Below are 18,625 nucleotides of genomic sequence, written 5' to 3'. Positions count from 1 at the left end.
GAAGCGACATATGGGTGACTGAACGGACGCCATCGCCGGCAAGCCGCCTCCCACGGGGACTGCGTTCAGTCAGATACTCTCCAGTCAGCCCCTTTCGCTCTGGCCCCGTTTTGCGTCTTCCAGGCTTGTGTAGAACGATGAGCGCGGAGCGTAGGCACGATCAGTCGCTGTTCAAATCCCCGACAGGCATCCGCTCAGATCATCCGCCAGCTTCTGCAACACCTGCTCGTAACCCTGTGCGGTCGCGGCCGTGTAACCGCCCAATGCGTCCAGCTCAGCCAGTTTGACCGGCAGTCCGGCGCTCAGGGTTTCCGCCAGGCGCGGCCGCAGCGGGGGTTCGCTGAACACGCAGGTCTTGCCGGCTTCTTTCAAGCGCTCACGCATCGCCGCCACATGCTGTGCGCCGGGCTGGATTTCAGCCGCGATGGCGAACACGCCAGCGTGCTTGAGGCCGTAAGCCTCTTCGAAATAATCGAACGCTTCATGGAACACGAAAAACGGCTTGCCGGACACCGCGCCCAGTTGAGTCTTGAGGCGACTGTCCAGCGCATCCAGACGCTTGGCGAAGGCCTCGGCGTTGCGGGTATAGCGCGCCGCGTTGGCAGGATCGGCTGCGCCGAAATCGGCCGCCATCTTCGCGGCGATCACCCGGGCGTTGACCGTCGAGAGCCACAGGTGGGAATCCAGGCTGCCGGGCATGTGATCGTGGTCGTGCTCATCAGCGCCCTGATCGTCGTCATGATCGTGATCATCGTGAGACGCGTTGTCCTCGCCGAAATGGCGCAAATGCATGCCCGGCAAGGTCTGCACAGCCACCGATGGCAGACTGCGGCCTTGAAGGACACGCGGCAGGAAGGTTTCCATGTCCGGACCGATCCAGTAGAGCAACTGAACGTCCCTCACACGCCGTACGTCGGATGGCCGCAGCGCATAGTTATGGGGCGACGCGCCGGGCGGCAACAGCACCTCGGGCGAACCGACGCCATCCTGCACAGCCGCGGCAATCAGTTGCAGCGGCTTGATGCTGGTGAGGACTTTGACTTCGGCCTGAGCGAAAGGAACGACCAGCAGACTGGCCCACAAAACGACAAAAAGGTTAAGAAGACGGCGCACGTAAAACACTCATATCGGGCGGGAACAGGTAACATAATAACGTCTCTGGCAAATATCGTCGCTGCTCATGCCCAATACTCCCCTGGCTAGTCGCCCCCATGATCACTCCCACTGCGTGCATTCGGCCCTCGCCGAAGCCGATGCATTGTGCACCCGACAAGGCCTGCGCCTGACGGCGTTGCGTCGCCGCGTGCTGGAGCTGGTCTGGCAAAGTCACAAGCCGCTGGGTGCCTATGACATCCTCGCGGTCCTGAGCGAAGAAGATGGTCGTCGCGCTGCACCGCCGACGGTTTACCGCGCCCTGGATTTCCTGCTGGAAAACGGCCTGGTTCATCGTATTGCCTCGCTCAACGCTTTCACCGGCTGCAACCACCCGACCCACGCGCATCAGGGCCAGTTCCTGATCTGCCGCGAATGCCACGCCGCCATCGAGCTGCAGCACCCGGCCATCAGCAATGCCGTCGTCAATGCGGCCGTCGAAGTCGGCTTCGACGTCGAAGGCCAGACGGTCGAAATCGTCGGAATCTGCGCTGGCTGCAAGGCCGCCTGATGAGTGATGCGCTGATTCGTCTGGAACAGGTTGCCGTCACGTTGTCCGGGCAAAACGTGCTGGACAACATCCAGCTGAGCGTCAAACCCGGCGAGATCGTGACCCTGATCGGCCCCAACGGCGCGGGCAAGACCACGCTGGTGCGTGCCGTACTCGGCTTGCTCAAGCCTGACTCCGGCAGCGTGTGGCGCAAGCCTAAACTGCGTATCGGTTACATGCCGCAGAAGCTGCATATCGACCAGACCCTGCCGTTGTCGGTGCTGCGCTTTCTGCGCCTGGTTCCCGGCGTGGACCGCACAGCAGCGTTGGCCGCACTGGAAGAGGTCGGCGCCGAAAAGGTTATCGACAGTCCGCTTCAGGGCATTTCCGGTGGCGAGATGCAGCGTGTTCTGCTGGCGCGCGCGTTACTGCGCGAGCCTGAACTGCTGGTGCTCGACGAGCCGGTGCAGGGCGTCGATGTGGCGGGCCAGGCCGAGCTGTACAGCCTGATCACCCGTTTGCGCGACCGTCATCGATGCGGCGTACTGATGGTGTCTCACGACCTGCATCTGGTGATGAGTACGACCGATCAGGTCGTGTGCCTGAATCGCCATGTCTGCTGTTCCGGGCACCCCGAGCAGGTCAGCCACGACCCGGCGTTCGTCGAACTCTTCGGCAAGAACGCGCAGAGTCTGGCGATCTATCACCACCATCACGACCACGCCCATGATCTGCATGGCGAAGTCGTGAGTGATGCCTCCACCCCGGCCGCGCATTCCCACACTCATGTTCATGGAGACGGCTGCAAGCATGGCTGATTTTCTACTGTATGCCTTGCTCGCAGGCGTTGCCCTGGCCGTGGTCGCTGGCCCCCTGGGGTCGTTCGTGGTCTGGCGGCGCATGGCGTATTTTGGCGACACCCTTTCTCACGCCGCCTTGCTGGGCGTTGCGCTGGGCTTTCTGCTGGATGTCAGCCCGACCATTGCCGTGACCTGTGGCTGCCTGCTGTTGGCGGTGGTGCTGGTTACACTGCAACAGCGCCAGCCACTGGCGTCGGACACCCTGTTGGGGATTCTTGCGCCCAGTACCTTGTCGCTTGGCCTGGTGGTGCTCAGCTTCATGCATGAAGTGCGTATCGACCTGATGGCGTATCTGTTCGGCGACCTGCTGGCGATCAGTCCGACCGATCTGGCCTGGATTCTGGGCGGCAGCGCCCTGGTGCTGGTGATGATCGTGACGCTGTGGCGACCGTTGCTGGCGGTGACCGTGCATGAAGAACTGGCAAAGGTCGAAGGCTTGCCGGTCGCTGCGCTGCGCATGGCGCTGATGCTGTTGATTGCGGTGGTGATCGCCGTGGCGATGAAAATCGTCGGTGTGCTGTTGATTACCTCGCTGCTGATCATCCCGGCGGCTGCGGCACAACGTCACGCACGCTCTCCTGAGCAGATGGCACTGGGCGCGAGCCTGCTGGGCGTGACGGCGGTGTGTATTGGGCTATCGTTATCGTGGTTCAAGGACACCCCGGCCGGACCGTCTATAGTGGTATCCGCTGCGGCGTTGTTCTTGCTCAGCTTTGTTCTCCCCAAGCGAGCGGTGTAGACTTGCTCGTTTTTTGCGCAAACTAGAGAATCGCAGGAATGAAGCCGTTCGCCCCACGCCATCTGCTGCTGATCGCCTTTTCCATCCTGTTGGGTGCCTGTCAGAGTGCGCCAACAGTCGATACGCCTGTGGCCGAGGCACCGCTGAGCGGCTTCGCGCAGCTTGATCAAAGCATCACCAGCAATGAGCTGGCGACCGCCGAAGACCAGCTCGCTGCGTTGCAGGCATCGGCGCCTACCGACATTCGTCTGGAAGCCTTTCAGCGTCGGTTGGCCGAGGCCTATCTGAGCCGCAGCCAGATCGGTCTGCAAAAGGGTGACATGAATGCCGCGGCCAATGCCTTGAGCCGCGCCCGTGCCTTGATGCCAAAAGCGCCAGCGCTTACCAGCGGCGTGAATGGCGCCATCGCGCATGCACGCAAGGCCGAGCTGGAAAAAGCAGAGGCTGAACTGCGCGAAGCCGAAGCGCGTCGCGTAGCGAAATTGATTGATCCGTCGGCACTGAGCACCACCATCGACCTGAAGATCGGCGACATGCCACAGTTGCGTCGGCAACTGGATGACATCGCGGCAGATACCGTAGCGTTCAATTGTCAGGTGCTGCTGGTCGTCCCGCGCACAGATGATTATCCGTGGCTGGCAACGCTGTTGGCCAAGCGCGTGGTGAAGATCAATCCGGATTTCGAACTGGACATGAGCCGCCAGATCAATCGCAAGGAACAGGCCTACATTGTGCTGACACCCGCCAGGTCCTGATCACGCCCTTGAGGCCCTACGCGGAATGCTCCACGTAGGGTCATGAAAAAACCCGCGCTGTGCGCGGGTTTTTTCAGCGGGCTAGATCCTCAAGCCGGAACAGCCTTGGCTTTTGGTTCACGCGCCCAGACACGGTGCTGTGCCATAGCGTCAAAGAACGCTTCGAACGAAGCACTATCCGACACACACAGCAGACCCGCATCTTCTTCCAGGCGCAACAGCTTGAGCAGCTCTTTGGCCTCCGCCGACAGCGAGATGGCCTTGAGGTGCTTGTAAGCTTCCAGGATGAAGTGCAGCGCTACACCGTCGGTGCTCAACGCTTCCACCGATTTAGCCCCGCCCGGCACAAACACGGCGTCGAACGCCACAGATGGCAGGCCTTCGGCTGAGGCGTCGACCGGCAGGTCTTTGCCATCGGCCGTTTTGACCGGTGCAGAGGTCGGACCAAGCACCTTGGCGTGTGCGCCTTTTTTCTCCAGTGCAGCTTTCATGGACTCCACAGCCTTGCCGTCCACGCCATTGGCCACCAGGATTGCAACCTTGCGCGAAACGATATCGCCCGACAGCAAATTGTCCTGGCTCAGTGCTGGCGACTCTTTCAACGACGTCTTGCGCGCAGCAACAGTGCCTTGGGTCGGCGCGTGCAGACCCAGGTTCGCCGCCACTCGGCTGGCCAGCTCAAGATCGATGTTGGCCAGAATCTCGTTTACCTGACGGGCACGGATGTACTCGCGCTCGACCTTGCCCAGCTCGAAGCTGTAAGCCGCGATGATGTGCTCTTTCTCGTGGTGGCTCATGCTGTTGAAGAACAGCGTGGCCTGGGAGAAGTGATCACCGAACGACTCGCTGCGCTCACGCACCTTGTGCGCCTCGACGCGCTCCGGATACGTCTCGAAACCGCCATCCACAGCGGCAGCAGGCGTTTCTTTCGGCCAGCCGCCGTCAATGGAGTTCGGCTCGTAGGAGGCGCGGCCCTTATTGATGGTGGTGCGATGCTGCGCATCACGCTGGCCGTTATGGTTGGGCGAAACCGGGCGGTTGATCGGGATCTCGTGGAAGTTCGGTCCACCCAGACGGCTGATCTGCGTGTCGGTGTAGGAGAACAGACGGCCTTGCAGCAGCGGATCGTTGGAGAAGTCGATGCCTGGCACCACGTGGCCCGGGCAGAACGCGACCTGCTCGGTCTCGGCAAAATAGTTATCCGGGTTGCGGTTGAGCACCATCTTGCCCAGCGGCGTTACTGGCACCAGCTCCTCGGGAATGATCTTGGTCGGGTCCAGCAGGTCGAAGTCGAACTTATGCTCGTCTTCTTCGGACACGATTTGCACGCCCAGTTCCCATTCCGGGTAGTCGCCCATCTCGATGGACTCCCACAGGTCGCGGCGGTGGAAGTCAGTGTCCTTGCCGGCCAGCTTCTGGGCTTCATCCCAGACCAGCGAGCAGACGCCGAACTTGGGCTTCCAGTGGAACTTCACGAAGCTGGATTTGCCTTCGGTATTGATCATGCGGAAGGTGTGAATACCGAAGCCCTGCATGGTGCGCAGGCTTTTCGGAATGGCACGGTCGGACATGGTCCACAGCACCATGTGCGCGGATTCCGGCACCAACGAGACGAAGTCCCAGAAGGTGTCATGCGCCGAGCCACCGGTAGGGATTTCATTGTGCGGTTCAGGTTTCACGGCATGCACGAAGTCCGGGAACTTGATGGCGTCCTGAATGAAGAAGATCGGCATGTTGTTGCCGACCAGGTCGAAGTTGCCTTCGTTGGTGTAGAACTTGACCGCAAAACCGCGCACGTCACGCACGGTATCACCGGAACCGCGCGGCCCCTGCACCGTCGAGAAACGCACGAACACCGGGGTTTTCTGGCCCGGATCACGCAGAAAACCTGCCTTGCTCAGCGCGCTCTGGTCTTCGTACGTCTGGAAATAACCATGCGCCGCTGTACCGCGGGCGTGGACGATACGCTCGGGAATGCGCTCATGGTCAAAGTGCGTGATCTTTTCACGCATGATGAAATCTTCAAGCAGCGATGGGCCACGGCTGCCGACTTTGAGGGTGTTCTGGTTGTCGGCAATCTTCACACCCTGATTAGTGCGCAGTGCCTGTTGGGTTGCGTCGGAACGGAACTGCTCAAGGCTGTCCAGCTTGGCATTGGTGTTGCCACGATCCAGGGTGTCGGTGCCGGCCAGTTCGCTTTTGGGCGTTCCAGTAACCGGTGTTTTCTTGTCAGCCATCAGAAAAAATCCTCATTTTCGACCCAATCATTGAGTTGGGTTCGCTGAATACGACCTCCCTGACGTGCGCGGGAAATCACGGTATCCCTAAAGTGACCGGGGTAAAAAATAGCCGTTCCGTTTATTTTTTGACCTTTGGCACCAGTGGTCGCGTTATGTCCATTAGGCAGGCTGACCCGCAAATTAATGCTAAGCACAGCCGGCCGGACACGCTAAAATGCGCGCCCGGCTCAATCCGGCCGAGGTAACGAAGCAGGCGGGCACTGTCCGCTGCGCTGATTTTTTAACGCGCCCCCACAAGGTTCGCTCCGTGATCGAGTTTCATAACGTCCACAAAACCTATCGGGTGGCAGGCAAGGAAATTCCGGCCCTGCACCCCACCAGCCTGCGCGTCGAAGACGGCCAGGTGTTCGGTCTGATCGGCCATTCCGGTGCGGGTAAAAGCACCCTGCTGCGCCTGATCAACCGTCTGGAAACGCCCAGCGGCGGGCAGATCGTGGTTGACGGTGAAGACGTCACCGCGCTCGACGCCAATGGCCTGCGGCGTTTTCGCCAGCAGGTCGGGATGATCTTCCAGCACTTCAACCTGCTGGCCTCCAAAACCGTGGCCGACAACGTCGCCATGCCGCTGACGCTGGCAGGCGACATGCCGCGCAGCCAGATCGATCAGCGCGTGGCCGAGTTGCTGGAGCGGGTGGGATTGTCCGATCACGCCAGAAAGTACCCGGCACAATTATCAGGCGGCCAGAAACAGCGCGTCGGCATCGCCCGCGCCCTGGCCACCAAGCCGAAGATTCTGTTGTGCGACGAGGCCACCAGCGCGCTGGACCCACAGACCACGGCATCGGTCCTGCAACTGCTGGCCGAGATCAACCGCGAACTGAAACTGACCATTGTGCTGATCACACACGAGATGGACGTGATCCGTCGTGTCTGCGATCAGGTGGCGGTCATGGACGCTGGCGTGATCGTCGAGCAGGGCAACGTGGCCGATGTGTTTCTGCACCCGCAGCATCCCACCACCAAGCGCTTCGTGCAGGAAGACGAACAGATCGATGAAAACGAACAACGCGATGACTTCGCTCATGTCGAGGGCCGCATCGTGCGCCTGACCTTCCAGGGCGAAGCCACCTACGCGCCGCTGCTGGGCACCGTGGCGCGGGAAACCGGCGTCGATTACAGCATCCTGGCCGGTCGTATCGACCGCATCAAGGACACGCCTTACGGGCAATTGACGCTGGCCATCACCGGCGGCGACATGGACGCTGCCTTCGCCCGCTTCACCGCCGCGGATGTTCACATGGAGGTGCTGCGCTGATGGACGCTTTTCTGAACCTGTTCTCCAACGTCGACTGGTACGAGATCTGGGTCGCCACCGGCGACACGCTGATCATGCTGAGTATTTCGCTGGGCTTCACCATCCTGCTCGGCCTGCCGCTGGGCGTGCTGATGTTTCTGACCTCGCCGCGCCAGTTGCTGGAACACAAGCAGCTGTATGCCACGGTGGGGTTGATCGTGAACATGCTGCGCGCCTTGCCCTTCATCATCCTGCTGATCGTGATGATGCCGCTGACCGAGATCATTACCGGCACGTCGCTGGGCATTCTCGGCACGCTGCCGCCGCTGATTGCAGGCGCCACACCGTTCTTTGCGCGGCTGGTGGAAACCGCCCTGCGTGAAGTGGATCGCGGCATCATCGAAGCGACACAGGCGATGGGTGCCACGACCCGACAGATCATCCTCAAGGCGCTGCTGCCTGAAGCGCGGCCTGGCATTTTTGCGGCAATCACGGTGACGGCCATTGCCCTGGTGTCGTTCACGGCCATGGCCGGTGCGGTCGGTGCGGGCGGGCTGGGTGATCTGGCCATTCGTTATGGATACCAGCGTTTTCAGAACGATGTGATGTTTGTGACGGTCGTATTGTTGCTGGTGTTGGTGCAGATCCTGCAAACCGTCGGCGACAGACTGGTCGCGCACTTCACACACCGTTGATCGAATCAGTTGGCATTGGCCTGCCTCAGGCGGGCCTCAAAGGAGTTGTTGCATGAAGAAGCTATTGGCCGTACTGGCCGCTGTAACCGCATTGTCCGCACAGGCCAACGAAACCCTGACCGTTGCGGCCTCGGCCGTGCCGCACGCCGAGATCCTGGAGTTCGTCAAACCGACGCTGGCCAAAGAAGGCGTGGACCTGAACATCAAGGTCTTCAACGATTACATCCAGCCGAACGTGCAGGTGTCGCAGAAGCGCATGGACGCCAACTTCTTCCAGCACCAGCCGTACCTGGATGAGTTCAACAAGGGCAAGGGTACTGATCTGGTGGCCGTGACCAAGGTTCACGTCGAGCCGTTCGGTGCCTACTCGGACAAGTTCAAGAAGCTCGAAGAGCTGCCAAACGGTGCCAACGTTGCGCTGCCCAACGACGCGACCAATGAAGGCCGTGCGCTGTTGCTGCTGGCCAAGGCTGGCCTGATCACCTTGAAAGATCCGACCAGCATTCTGTCCAAGCCGTCGGATGTGGTGAACAACCCCAAAGACCTGAAATTCCGCGAACTGGAAGCCGCCACGCTGCCGCGCGTGCTGACCCAGGTCGATCTGGCGCTGATCAATACCAACTATGCGCTGAGCGCCAAGCTGGATCCGACCAAGGACGCGCTGATCATCGAAGGTGCCGAGTCGCCTTACGCCAACATTCTCGTTGCCCGCCCGGACAACAAGGATTCGGACGCCATGAAGAAACTGGTCGCCGCGCTGAACAGCCCGGAGCTTAAGGCCTTTCTGATCGAGAAATACAAAGGCGCCGTGGTTCCGGCGTTCTGATCCGTACGCCCCCGACCGCTGCATGCCAACGAGCAGTGGGAGATACCGCAGCCTTTTCGGGGCTGCGCTGTCTTGCAGCAAACACGGGGGATGTGGAAGACGGCTTGCCGGCGATACTTTTTCTGAAGCCACCTATCGGTGACTGAACTGACGCCATCGCCGGCAAGCCGCCTCTTATCAAACAGCGTGTAACCCACTGACGAGACTATATTTTGTGGGAGCGGACTTGTCCGCGAATGCTGTCGTTCAGTCGATGAATATTCGTCGGATTTAATGGCCTTTTCGCGGGCAAGCGGAACGCCGCCCGGTCCGCTCCCACTGAGTTTGATGCGCGACAGCGCTACGTCGAAGACGTGGTGAGGCCTCCCACAGGGCATTCACTCACCTCAATCCCGCTCCAGCAACCCCGGTAACTGCGCCACCAGCTTCTGCAAGTTCAGGGGTGAGCGGATGAAACCGCGCTGCCTGCCGTCCGGGCCGATCAGGGCCAGATTGCCGCTGTGATCGACCGTATAACCCGGCTTGCTGGTGTCTGCCGGAATGAACGGGATGCTCAGCGCGCTGGCCAGTTTCTGGATATCCGCCACCGGCGCAGTCAGGCCGATGTAGCGCGGATCGAAATAACCCAGGTATTGCTTGAGCTGCTGCGGCGTGTCGCGGTTGGGGTCGACGCTGACCAGCACCACGCGCATGTTGTCGACGGCCTGCTGAGGTAGCCGGCTCCTGATGTCACGCAACTGCGCCAGCGTGGTCGGGCAGATGTCCGGGCAATAGGTGTAGCCGAAGAACACCAGTGTCCATTTGTCCTTCAACGCATTGACCGCCAGAGGCGCGCCGTTCTGATCGGTCATGCTCAACGCTGGCAGCGTGCGGCTTTGCGGCAACAGGATCACGCCTGCATCGATCAGCGCCGTCTGATCGCCCGGACCTTTGCCGGACAGCACGCGGTTGATGGTCAGGCCCATGATCAGGGCGACGACAGCGACAAGGATAAAAACGGTTTTCTGGGTTCGGGTCATGGCATCAACAGTCAGTAATGATCGGCGAGCAGCGCGATGAACAGCAAAAACAAGTACCACACAGAGTACTTGAACGTGCCGATCGCGGCGTGCGGTCGAGTGCCACGGTACAGTACCCAGCTCCATTGCAGGAAGCGCAACCCCAGCACCAGCGCGCACAGCAGGTAGAGCAGACCGCTCATGTGAATCACATACGGCAGCAGACTGACCGCCAGCAGCATGCAGGTGTACAACACGATGTGTACTTTGGTGTAGTGCTCGCCGTGAGTCACCGGCAGCATCGGGATATCGACGCGGGCGTACTCGGCCTTGCGATGAATGGCCAGCGCCCAGAAGTGCGGCGGCGTCCAGGCGAAGATGATCAGCATCAGCAGCAAGGGCTCGGCGCTGACGTGCCCGGTGACCGCGACCCAGCCTAATAGCGGTGGCGCGGCCCCGGCCAGCCCTCCGATGACGATGTTCTGTGGCGTGGCGCGCTTGAGAAAGCCGGTGTAGACCACCGCGTAACCTAGCAGCGACGCCAGCGTCAGCCAGGCTGTCAGGGCGTTGATAAAGATGAACAGCAGCGCCTGACCCGACAACGCCAGCAGCAACGCAAAGCCGAGTGCCGCAACCGGCGGTACGCGGCCCTGAGCGATGGGCCGATGGTGAGTACGTGCCATCTGCGCGTCGATCCGCCGGTCCACCACATGATTCACCGCAGCCGCGCCCGCCGCGCACAGGCCAATGCCCAGATTACCCAGGATCAACGTGGTCCACGGCACCGCGGTTTCTGTGGCCAGCAGCATGCCGATCATCGACGTGATCAGCATCAGCAGAACCACCTTGGGTTTGGTCAGCTCCAGGTAGTCCTGCCACAGGCTGTAAAGCGACCGCTGGCGCGTCAGTGACGTCATTTCAGTGCATCTCTGGGACTCAGGCCCGTGCTGGCGATCGTCGTCAGCGCGTTGTGCTCGATACGCGGCAATGGCCACGGCCGCGCGACGCGATAATTGATCAGGGTCATGCACAGCATCAGCGCAGCACCGCCCAGGCTATGCGCAACAGCCAGGACCAGCGGCAGGCTCAGCAGCACGTTGCCCAGCCCCAGCGCGATCTGCACGCCCAGCGCCGACACCAGCAGCACTGCCAGCCTGCCGAGACCGGCACGCTTTAGCTGCCAGGCCAGTACGAGCAGGGTCAAAGAGACGACCAGCGCGCCCAGGCGGTGTGCGAGGTGAATCGCGGTGCGCGCCTCGCTGTCGAGATGACCGCCCTGGTAATTGGGACCGATACGCTGGGTCAGATGAAACGCATTACTGAAATCCGCCTCCGGCCACCAGTTGCCCTGGCAGGTCGGCAAATCGGTGCAGGCCATTGCGGCGTAATTGGCACTGACCCAGCCACCGAGCGCGATCTGAATACTCACCAGGATCAGCCCGAGTAGTGCCAGCCGTTTCAGACGCGCAGGCACACATTGTGGAGCAGGACAGGCACCACTCAGGCGCAACGTCAGCAGGAACAGCAGGCTCAACGTCGCAATGCCGCCCAGCAGATGTCCGGCGACAACCTGAGGCCAGAGCTGCAGCGTGACGGTCCACATGCCGAACGCCGCCTGGGCCGCCACGATGCCCAGCAGCCCCGCTGCCAGCTTGAGCGGATGCCCCGAACGATGCCGATGCTGCCAGGCCTGCACTGCCAGCAGCAGAATGATCAGCGTCAGGCCACCGGCAAAATAGCGATGCGTCATCTCGCTCCAGCCTTTGTCCGCCTGCACCGGCATGTCGGGAAAATTAAGTTGCGCATGCTCAACCTGTCGTTCAGTGCCGGGCACGCCGATGAAGCCGTAACAGCCCGGCCAGTCAGGGCAGCCCAGCCCCGCGTGGGTCAGTCGCGTGTAGGCACCGAGCATCACGACCACCAGCGCGAGCACGGTGGCCAGTAATGCGAGACGAAATCCGGGACGGGCCATGGCCTTCTCCCTTCCTAACCGATGTTCGAAAGTTTCAGCAGACGGCGCAGGTCTTCGAGCAGGTCCTTGCCGTTAACGCCTGCGTCGTAACGCAGCACAAGATTGCCGTGCGGGTCGATGATCCACAGATAGGGCGTGCGACGATCAGGTGCGGGCGCGCCATAGCGCGACAGGTCCAGCGAATACCGCAGCAGGCGCGGATACTCGCTGTTCAGTTTCGCGGCATAGTCGCCATCCAGTGGTTGCCCGACCGCCAGCGCATGACTGGCGCGCGCGGCGTCACGCCCCAACCCGATCTGCACCTGCCGCGCCAGATACACCAGGTGCTGACACGCCGTCTCGCAGGGGGCGGGCGCGCTGACCAGCAATTGCCAGCGACGCTCTTGGGCGGTTACGCCAAGGTCGGCGCGGCTCTGTCCATTGCCGATCAGATAACCGTGATAGCTGCGACCCTCCGGCACCCAGAAGCCGAATACGTACATGCACGTCGCCAGCACCATCGGCGCAAAGGCAATCAGCACCACCAGCAGCAATTGCAGACGACCTTTGCGCCGACGCTGCGGATCAGCCATGTCGATGGGGTTCATGGCGGCTCCCATGCTCATTCTCCTGCACTGTTTTACCGAGCGCCCGGCCCCGGTACAGGTAAAGGCCTATCAGCGTGGCGGACAACGCAAACCACTGCACGGCATAGCCCATGTGCTTTTCAGGGCTGATCGCAACCACCGGCCAATCGACCCGATACGCCGCAGGTCCCGGTTCAAGCCTCAGTTCATCGGGATGACCTTCACGCCCCAGTTCGCTCCACACGCGGGCGGCAAAGACCGCGTTCACCAGCCTTGGCCAGGAACCTTGTGACGCATCAGGTTCCAGCTGAAAGGGCGCACGGACAGGCACGTAGACCCACGCATCAAGCTCCAGCACGTCACTGGGCGTATTGAACACCGGCGCTGTACGTCGATCCCGCCAGGGCAGCCAACCACGATTGACCAGCAACCAGAGCCCACTGGCATGATCGATAAACGGCTGGAGCAATTCGACCCCGGCACGCCCGTCACGGATGCTGTTGTCCAGAAGAACGCTGTGCGCGGCATCGAACCGCCCACGCACATGCACGCGTCGCCAGGCGGCATCTTCGTTGTACAACAGCTCGCCAATACTGACCGGAACAGCCGTACGGCGCTCGGTGTACTGGCTGAGCATCGAGCGCTTCTGGTCGCCGCGCTCCAGTTGCCAGAAACCCAGTGACACGAGGACTGGCAGCAACAGCAGCACGATCAGCGTCGGCCACAGCCCCGGTGCGAAGCGCTTCATCACAGCCTCCGGCCTGACCGTGGGGCCAGACCTATACTCCACTGCATCATCACGATTGCTCCTGGAGTCCAGACATGCTCAAAGCGGCGATTGTTTTCATGCTGGCTGCCACCGTCGCCAGCCTGTTCGGCGGCCTGTTCTTTCTGGTCAAGGACGACGATCACTCGACACGCCTGCTCAAAGCCCTTGCGCTGCGTGTCATCCTCGCCGGCCTGACCCTGATACTGATCATCTGGGGTTTCTACAGCGGGCAACTGCCCTCACCCTGACAAAATATCCGCTGCGCAGGCGCAGTCGTGCGCAGCTAAATCACGTACACGAACACAAACAGCCCGACCCACACCACGTCCACGAAATGCCAGTACCAGCTTGCCGCTTCAAAGCCGAATTGATGCTCGGCGTCGAAGTGCCCACGCAGAATACGGATCAGCATCACCAGCAGAATGATCGTGCCCATGGTGACGTGCGCGCCGTGAAATCCGGTCAGCAGGAAGAACGTGGCACCGTAAATGCCGGAGCCCAGTGTCAGGCCCAGTTCCTGATACGCATGGATGTACTCTTCGACCTGAAAGAACAAAAAGGTCCAGCCCAACAGGATGGTCAACGCCAGCCAGCGCTTGAGCGCAACACGATGCCCGTTCTTGAGGGCGTGATGCGCAAAGGTGATCGTCACGCTGGAGCTGACCAGCAGCACCGTGTTGAGCAGCGGCAGCTTCCAGGGATCAACGATGCCACCGGGCGCGGGGTAGCGTTTCGGGTCCGGCGTGTCGAGCATCGGCCAGCGAAACTCGAAATCGGGCCAGAGCATGTGGGAAATTCCGTTGGCGCCTTCACCGCTCAGCCACGGCCCGACCCAGATGCGCACGTAGAACAGCACAAAGAAGAACGCCAGAAAGAAGCTCACCTCGGAAAAGATGAACCAGGCCATGCCCCAGCGAAACGAACGGTCCATCTGCGCGCTGTACAGACCGGCGCGACTCTCCCGGACCACTGTGCCGAACCAGCCATACATCATGTACACCACCAGCAGCGCGCCCATCGAGAAGATCAGCGGGCCGTGGGAGTCGGGCCGGTGCGCTTTCATGTCATTGAACCAGGTGCCCAGACCGAACATCGTGATCAACAGCGCCACGGTGGCAATGATCGGCCATTTGCTCTGAGCCGGAACGTAGTAATGCTCATGGGGCGTTGCCATTTCAATCTCCTCTGACCACCGCTCTTTCCAGCCTTTTGGCCACCGGCACAGCAGGCTTCTGGTGATCGGTGATGTCGAACAGCGTGTAGGCCAGCGTCAGGCTCTTCACTTCCGAGGGCAGGTCGCGATCGACAATGAAACGCACCGGCATCTCGATGCGCTCGCCCGGCTGCAATAGCTGCTGGGTGAAACAGAAGCACTCGGTCTTGTGAAAGTACGATGCGGCCTGGCCCGGCGAAATGCTCGGCACCGCCTGGGCTTTCATCGGCCTGTCGGTCGGATTTTGCGCGATGAAAATCATCTCGTTGATCGCGCCCGGATGAACCTCTACCTGATCATTCATGGGGTAGAACGCCCAGACCATGTCGGCCGCATTGGACGACAGGAACTGCACCTTCACCTGACGTGTGTCATCGATGACTTGCGTGCCCTGGTACTGATCGCCGGTCTTGCCATTGATGCCGAACGCCTTGCACATCACGTCGTACAGAGGCACCAGCGCGAAACCGAACGCAAACATCACTACTACCATCAGCAGAAGGCGGGTGATCAGGCGTTTCTGGGAGACAGGCTGATTCATTCGCGACTCACTCCACGTGCGGTGGCGTACTGAAGGTGTGATAGGGCGCAGGCGAGGGCAGGCTCCATTCCAGTCCCTCGGCACCGTCCCAGGGTTTGGCCGGTGCTGGCGGGCCGCCCCGGATGGTCTTGATCACGATAAACAGAAACAGTAGCTGGGTTGCGCCAAAGGTGAAGGCACCGATCGACGACAGCATGTTGAAATTGGCGAATTGCAGGTTGTAATCCGGAATACGGCGCGGCATGCCCGCCAGACCGACGAAATGCATGGGGAAGAAAGCCAGGTTCATGCCTGCGAAGGACAGCCAGAAATGCAGCTTGGCGAGGGTTTCGTCGTACATGTGCCCGGTCCACTTCGGCAGCCAGTAATACGTCGACGCAAAGATCCCGAAGATCGCTCCCGGCACCAGCACGTAGTGGAAATGCGCCACCACGAAGTAGGTGTCCTGATACTGGAAATCAGCAGGCGCAATCGACAGCATCAGCCCGGAAAATCCACCGATACTGAACAGGACCACGAACGCCACGGCAAACAGCATCGGCGCTTCGAAGGTCAGCGATCCCTTCCACATGGTGCTGACCCAGTTGAACACCTTCACCCCGGTGGGCACCGCGATCAGCATGGTGGCGTACATGAAGAACAGCTCGCCCACCAAGGGCACGCCCACCACGAACATGTGGTGCGCCCAGACGATGAACGACAGAAACGCAATGGCCGCGACTGCGTAGACCATCGAGGTGTAGCCGAACAATGGCTTGCGCGAGAACGCCGGGATGATCGAACTGACCGCGCCGAACGCCGGCAGGATCATGATGTACACCTCAGGATGGCCGAAGAACCAGAACACATGCTGGAACAGCACCGGATCACCGCCGCCTGCCGCATTGAAGAAGCTGGTGCCGAAATGAATGTCCATCAACATCATGGTCACGCAACCGGCCAGCACCGGCATCACGGCGATCAACAGAAAGGCGGTGATCAACCAGGTCCAGACGAACAGCGGCATTTTCATGAGGGTCATGCCGGGCGCACGCAGATTGAGGATGGTGACCACCACATTGATCGCGCCCATGATCGAGCTGATACCCATCATATGGATGGCAAAAATGAAAAAAGTCACGCTTTCGGGTGCATAGGTGGTGGACAGTGGTGCGTAGAAGGTCCAGCCGAAGTTGGGACCGCCGCCGGGCATGAACAGGGTGGACACCAGTAGCAGGAACGCGGCGGGCAGCAGCCAGAAACTGAAGTTGTTCATGCGTGGCAGCGCCATGTCCGGCGCGCCGATCATCAACGGAATCATCCAGTTGGCCAGGCCGACAAAGGCAGGCATCACCGCGCCGAACACCATGATCAGGCCGTGCATGGTCGTCATCTGGTTGAAGAACGCAGGCTCGACAATCTGCAGGCCCGGCTGGAACAGCTCGGCGCGAATCACCATTGCGAACGAGCCGCCCAAGAGGAACATCGTGAAACTGAACCACAGGTACATCGTGCCGATGTCCTTGTGGTTGGTGGTCAACACCCAACGCATCAAGCCCTTGGCAGGACCGTGGGCAGGGTCATGGCCGACGTGGCCTGGGTTATCGATCACTGCACTCATGTCGGCCTCCGGTGGCGAAGGATTTGCTGAATGGACACTGCCTTTGTGGGAGGCGGCTTGCCGGCGATGCGGTCTCTCCAGCCCCTGTCAGCGACTGAACTGACGCCTTCGCCGGCAAGCCGCCTCCCACAGTCATTTGTTTTCTGCAAGACAGCGTCCTGTCGTTGAAGAACGCAGGCTCGACGATCTGCAGGCCTGGCTGGACCAGCTCGGCGCGAAGGTTGAGGGTCAACAATGTCGGCCTCCGATGGCGAAGGATTGGCTGAATGGACACTGCCTTTGTGGGAGGCGGCTTGCCGGCGATGCGGTCTCTCCAGCCCCCTGTCAGCAACTGAACTAACGCCTTCGCCGGCAAGCCGCCTCCCACAGTCATTTGTTTTCTGCAAGACAGCGTCCTGTCGTTGAAGAACGCAGGCTCGACGATCTGCAGGCCTGGCTGGACCAGCTCGGCGCGAAGGTTGAGGGTCAACAATGTCGGCCTCCGATGGCGAAGGATTGGCTGAATGGACACTGCCTTTGTGGGAGGCGGCTTGCCGGCGATGCGGTCTCTCCAGCCCCCTGTCAGCAACTGAACTGACGCCTTCGCCGGCAAGCCGCCTCCCATGGAATTTGCTGCGCGACAGCGCTGCGTCGAAGAGGTGGCGGGGGCATACACCGTCTCGTGTTCGCTGCAAAACAGCACTCGATTCATGGCTGCGCCTGCTTGAGCGTCAGCACGTCTCTGGGCGTAACCATGTCGCCCTGGTTATTGCCCCAAGCGTTGCGTTCGTAGGTCACGACTGCCGCGATATCGACCTCAGACAGCTGCTTGCCGAACGCCGCCATGGCCGTACCCGGTTTGCCGTTGACGACGATATTGAGGTGATCGGCAATCGGTCCGGTGGCGATTTTCGAACCCTTGAGCGCCGGAAACATCGGCGGCAGGCCTTGCCCTTCGGGCTGGTGACAGGCCGCACACACCGTGTGGTAGACCTTGTCGCCCTGAGCAATGAGTTCTTCGCGGGTCCAGTCTTTGCTGGTCAGCTCCTTGAGCCGAGCAGCTTCCTGTTTGCGTTCGGTCAGCCAGTTTTCATAATCGGCAGGCGAACGGGCGTCCACCACAATGGGCATGAAGCCATGGTCCTTGCCGCACAACTCCGTGCATTGGCCGCGATAGATGCCGGGCTTTTCGATGCGGGTCCAGGCCTCGTGGATGAACCCCGGCACGGCGTCGCGCTTGACCGCGAACGCCGGCACCCACCAGGAATGAATGACATCGGCACCGGTGACCAGAAAACGGATCTTCTCGCCCACCGGCAACACCAGCGGCTGATCGACCTCCAGCAGATAATGCTCGCCCTTGTCGTCGCGGTTATGGATCTGGTGGGTGGTGGTCGCCAGGTTGCTGAAGAACTCCACGTCCTGTCCCAGATACTTGTAGTGCCATTTCCACTGGTAGCCGGTGATCTGGATATCGACGTCCGACTCACTGGCGTCATACATGCTGATCAGGGTACGGGTCGCCGGAATCGCCATCGCGACCAGGATCAGAAGCGGAACCACGGTCCAGAGAATCTCGACCGTGGTGTTTTCATGAAAGTGAGCAGCCTTCTGCCCCCTTGAACGTCGATGCGCAAAGATCGACCAGAGCATGGCACCGAACACCACCAGCCCGATTACCACGCAGATCCAGAAGATGGTCATGTGCAGATCGAACACGGCACCGCTGACCACTGACGCGCCGGGTGACATGTTGGTCGTCCAGGCTGCGTGTGCCTGCTCGATCGTCGACCACAGCAACAGGCCTGTCCAGACCCTTGGATGCCGCATCTCGGGTTCTCCCACACACTCTTGTTCTGCGCGGACCGTGCCGCGGGCAAGGAGTGGGCCACCGACTGCAAGACCATGACCATAAGGGTCACAAGCCGACTTCCTC

General features: G+C 60.7%; 19 protein-coding genes. 8 read left to right on the top strand and 11 right to left on the bottom strand.

What is annotated here, in order from left to right:
• Positions 1-171 precede the first annotated feature (171 nt).
• Positions 172-1,113 carry a zinc ABC transporter substrate-binding protein ZnuA gene (gene znuA / locus BUB69_RS21965; RefSeq protein ID WP_073170429.1) on the bottom strand — a complete coding sequence of 314 codons (942 nt, stop codon included), beginning with the start codon at positions 1,111-1,113 and terminating at the stop codon, positions 172-174.
• A 67-nt stretch (positions 1,114-1,180) separates the two neighbouring features.
• Here znuA and BUB69_RS21960 point away from each other — a divergent pair, with 67 nt between their 5' ends.
• From BUB69_RS21960 to BUB69_RS21945, 4 genes are read left to right on the top strand one after another with little or no spacing between them, the layout of a single operon-like run.
• Complete coding sequence (locus tag BUB69_RS21960) at positions 1,181-1,663, top strand: Fur family transcriptional regulator (RefSeq protein ID WP_073170426.1); 483 nt, start codon at positions 1,181-1,183, stop codon at positions 1,661-1,663.
• Positions 1,663-2,460 carry a zinc ABC transporter ATP-binding protein ZnuC gene (gene znuC / locus BUB69_RS21955; RefSeq protein ID WP_073170422.1) on the top strand — a complete coding sequence of 266 codons (798 nt, stop codon included), beginning with the start codon at positions 1,663-1,665 and terminating at the stop codon, positions 2,458-2,460. Before BUB69_RS21960 ends, znuC begins: the two co-directional genes overlap by 1 nt.
• Positions 2,453-3,241, top strand: a complete 789-nt coding sequence (gene znuB / locus BUB69_RS21950) for a zinc ABC transporter permease subunit ZnuB (protein WP_073170419.1) — start codon at positions 2,453-2,455, stop codon at positions 3,239-3,241. The genes znuC and znuB overlap by 8 nt, the downstream gene beginning before the upstream one ends.
• Positions 3,242-3,279: 38 nt before the next feature.
• Positions 3,280-3,996, top strand: coding sequence for a PA5502 family lipoprotein (locus tag BUB69_RS21945; RefSeq protein ID WP_073170416.1), 717 nt, complete (start codon positions 3,280-3,282; stop codon positions 3,994-3,996).
• 89 nt (positions 3,997-4,085) lie between these two features.
• On the opposite strand, the gene katE is transcribed toward BUB69_RS21945, so the two are convergent.
• Positions 4,086-6,233 carry a catalase HPII gene (katE, locus tag BUB69_RS21940; protein WP_073170414.1) on the bottom strand — a complete coding sequence of 716 codons (2,148 nt, stop codon included), beginning with the start codon at positions 6,231-6,233 and terminating at the stop codon, positions 4,086-4,088.
• 310 nt (positions 6,234-6,543) lie between these two features.
• Between katE and BUB69_RS21935 the strand changes: the two genes are divergently transcribed.
• From BUB69_RS21935 to BUB69_RS21925, 3 genes are read left to right on the top strand one after another with little or no spacing between them, the layout of a single operon-like run.
• Positions 6,544-7,551, top strand: coding sequence for a methionine ABC transporter ATP-binding protein (locus BUB69_RS21935; protein WP_073170645.1), 1,008 nt, complete (start codon positions 6,544-6,546; stop codon positions 7,549-7,551).
• Positions 7,551-8,225 carry a methionine ABC transporter permease gene (locus tag BUB69_RS21930; RefSeq protein ID WP_024685629.1) on the top strand — a complete coding sequence of 225 codons (675 nt, stop codon included), beginning with the start codon at positions 7,551-7,553 and terminating at the stop codon, positions 8,223-8,225. The genes BUB69_RS21935 and BUB69_RS21930 overlap by 1 nt, the downstream gene beginning before the upstream one ends.
• Before the next feature lie 52 nt (positions 8,226-8,277).
• A complete protein-coding gene (locus BUB69_RS21925) occupies positions 8,278-9,051 on the top strand; it encodes a MetQ/NlpA family ABC transporter substrate-binding protein (RefSeq protein WP_073170411.1) in 774 nt (257 codons plus the stop codon).
• Positions 9,052-9,437: 386 nt separating this feature from the next.
• On the opposite strand, the gene BUB69_RS21920 is transcribed toward BUB69_RS21925, so the two are convergent.
• The 5 genes from BUB69_RS21920 to BUB69_RS21900 are packed head-to-tail and all read right to left on the bottom strand — an operon-like array spanning position 9,438 to position 13,335.
• Positions 9,438-10,070 (bottom strand): SCO family protein, encoded by a 633-nt coding sequence (locus BUB69_RS21920; RefSeq protein WP_073170409.1) that lies wholly within the window; start codon positions 10,068-10,070, stop codon positions 9,438-9,440.
• Between the two features lie 11 nt (positions 10,071-10,081).
• A complete protein-coding gene (gene cyoE / locus BUB69_RS21915; RefSeq protein ID WP_073170406.1) occupies positions 10,082-10,966 on the bottom strand; it encodes a heme o synthase in 885 nt (294 codons plus the stop codon).
• Entirely contained in the window at positions 10,963-12,021 is a 1,059-nt protein-coding gene (locus BUB69_RS21910) for a COX15/CtaA family protein (RefSeq protein WP_073170402.1), read from the bottom strand. Before BUB69_RS21910 ends, cyoE begins: the two co-directional genes overlap by 4 nt.
• A gap of 14 nt (positions 12,022-12,035) precedes the next feature.
• On the bottom strand, positions 12,036-12,620 hold the full coding sequence (locus BUB69_RS21905; RefSeq protein ID WP_073170399.1) for a hypothetical protein: 585 nt from the start codon (positions 12,618-12,620) through the stop codon (positions 12,036-12,038).
• Entirely contained in the window at positions 12,586-13,335 is a 750-nt protein-coding gene (locus BUB69_RS21900) for an SURF1 family protein (protein WP_073170396.1), read from the bottom strand. Before BUB69_RS21900 ends, BUB69_RS21905 begins: the two co-directional genes overlap by 35 nt.
• 74 nt (positions 13,336-13,409) lie before the next feature.
• Here BUB69_RS21900 and BUB69_RS21895 point away from each other — a divergent pair, with 74 nt between their 5' ends.
• The gene (locus tag BUB69_RS21895) at positions 13,410-13,604 is read left to right on the top strand and encodes a twin transmembrane helix small protein (RefSeq protein WP_073170392.1); all 195 of its coding nucleotides are present in this window, start codon (positions 13,410-13,412) and stop codon (positions 13,602-13,604) included.
• Positions 13,605-13,639: 35 nt separating this feature from the next.
• On the opposite strand, the gene BUB69_RS21890 is transcribed toward BUB69_RS21895, so the two are convergent.
• From BUB69_RS21890 to coxB, 4 genes are all read right to left on the bottom strand, one after another.
• Positions 13,640-14,530 carry a cytochrome c oxidase subunit 3 gene (locus BUB69_RS21890; protein ID WP_073170389.1) on the bottom strand — a complete coding sequence of 297 codons (891 nt, stop codon included), beginning with the start codon at positions 14,528-14,530 and terminating at the stop codon, positions 13,640-13,642.
• A gap of 1 nt (position 14,531) precedes the next feature.
• Complete coding sequence (locus tag BUB69_RS21885) at positions 14,532-15,110, bottom strand: cytochrome c oxidase assembly protein (protein ID WP_073170386.1); 579 nt, start codon at positions 15,108-15,110, stop codon at positions 14,532-14,534.
• A 7-nt stretch (positions 15,111-15,117) separates the two neighbouring features.
• On the bottom strand, positions 15,118-16,710 hold the full coding sequence (ctaD, locus tag BUB69_RS21880) for a cytochrome c oxidase subunit I (RefSeq protein WP_073170383.1): 1,593 nt from the start codon (positions 16,708-16,710) through the stop codon (positions 15,118-15,120).
• A 687-nt stretch (positions 16,711-17,397) separates the two neighbouring features.
• The gene (gene coxB, locus BUB69_RS21870) at positions 17,398-18,519 is read right to left on the bottom strand and encodes a cytochrome c oxidase subunit II (protein WP_073170377.1); all 1,122 of its coding nucleotides are present in this window, start codon (positions 18,517-18,519) and stop codon (positions 17,398-17,400) included.
• Positions 18,520-18,625 lie beyond the last annotated feature (106 nt).

Origin of the sequence: Pseudomonas asturiensis (assembly GCF_900143095.1) — a bacterium.
Lineage (GTDB): Bacteria > Pseudomonadota > Gammaproteobacteria > Pseudomonadales > Pseudomonadaceae > Aquipseudomonas > Aquipseudomonas asturiensis.
This window is presented reverse-complemented; position numbering and strand designations above follow the sequence as displayed.

What these genes read in the sequence shown, in the direction of transcription:
- BUB69_RS21960 (WP_073170426.1), top strand. Translation starts at nt 1,181, where the DNA reads ATGCCCAATACTCCCCTGGCTAGTCGCCCCCATGATCACTCCCACTGC.
- znuC (WP_073170422.1), top strand. Translation starts at nt 1,663, where the DNA reads ATGAGTGATGCGCTGATTCGTCTGGAACAGGTTGCCGTCACGTTGTCC.
- znuB (WP_073170419.1), top strand. Translation starts at nt 2,453, where the DNA reads ATGGCTGATTTTCTACTGTATGCCTTGCTCGCAGGCGTTGCCCTGGCC.
- BUB69_RS21945 (WP_073170416.1), top strand. Translation starts at nt 3,280, where the DNA reads ATGAAGCCGTTCGCCCCACGCCATCTGCTGCTGATCGCCTTTTCCATC.
- katE (WP_073170414.1), bottom strand. Translation starts at nt 6,233, where the DNA reads ATGGCTGACAAGAAAACACCGGTTACTGGAACGCCCAAAAGCGAACTG.
- BUB69_RS21930 (WP_024685629.1), top strand. Translation starts at nt 7,551, where the DNA reads ATGGACGCTTTTCTGAACCTGTTCTCCAACGTCGACTGGTACGAGATC.
- BUB69_RS21925 (WP_073170411.1), top strand. Translation starts at nt 8,278, where the DNA reads ATGAAGAAGCTATTGGCCGTACTGGCCGCTGTAACCGCATTGTCCGCA.
- BUB69_RS21920 (WP_073170409.1), bottom strand. Translation starts at nt 10,070, where the DNA reads ATGACCCGAACCCAGAAAACCGTTTTTATCCTTGTCGCTGTCGTCGCC.
- cyoE (WP_073170406.1), bottom strand. Translation starts at nt 10,966, where the DNA reads ATGACGTCACTGACGCGCCAGCGGTCGCTTTACAGCCTGTGGCAGGAC.
- BUB69_RS21910 (WP_073170402.1), bottom strand. Translation starts at nt 12,021, where the DNA reads ATGGCCCGTCCCGGATTTCGTCTCGCATTACTGGCCACCGTGCTCGCG.
- BUB69_RS21905 (WP_073170399.1), bottom strand. Translation starts at nt 12,620, where the DNA reads ATGGGAGCCGCCATGAACCCCATCGACATGGCTGATCCGCAGCGTCGG.
- BUB69_RS21900 (WP_073170396.1), bottom strand. Translation starts at nt 13,335, where the DNA reads ATGAAGCGCTTCGCACCGGGGCTGTGGCCGACGCTGATCGTGCTGCTG.
- BUB69_RS21895 (WP_073170392.1), top strand. Translation starts at nt 13,410, where the DNA reads ATGCTCAAAGCGGCGATTGTTTTCATGCTGGCTGCCACCGTCGCCAGC.
- BUB69_RS21890 (WP_073170389.1), bottom strand. Translation starts at nt 14,530, where the DNA reads ATGGCAACGCCCCATGAGCATTACTACGTTCCGGCTCAGAGCAAATGG.
- BUB69_RS21885 (WP_073170386.1), bottom strand. Translation starts at nt 15,110, where the DNA reads ATGAATCAGCCTGTCTCCCAGAAACGCCTGATCACCCGCCTTCTGCTG.
- ctaD (WP_073170383.1), bottom strand. Translation starts at nt 16,710, where the DNA reads ATGAGTGCAGTGATCGATAACCCAGGCCACGTCGGCCATGACCCTGCC.
- coxB (WP_073170377.1), bottom strand. Translation starts at nt 18,519, where the DNA reads ATGCGGCATCCAAGGGTCTGGACAGGCCTGTTGCTGTGGTCGACGATC.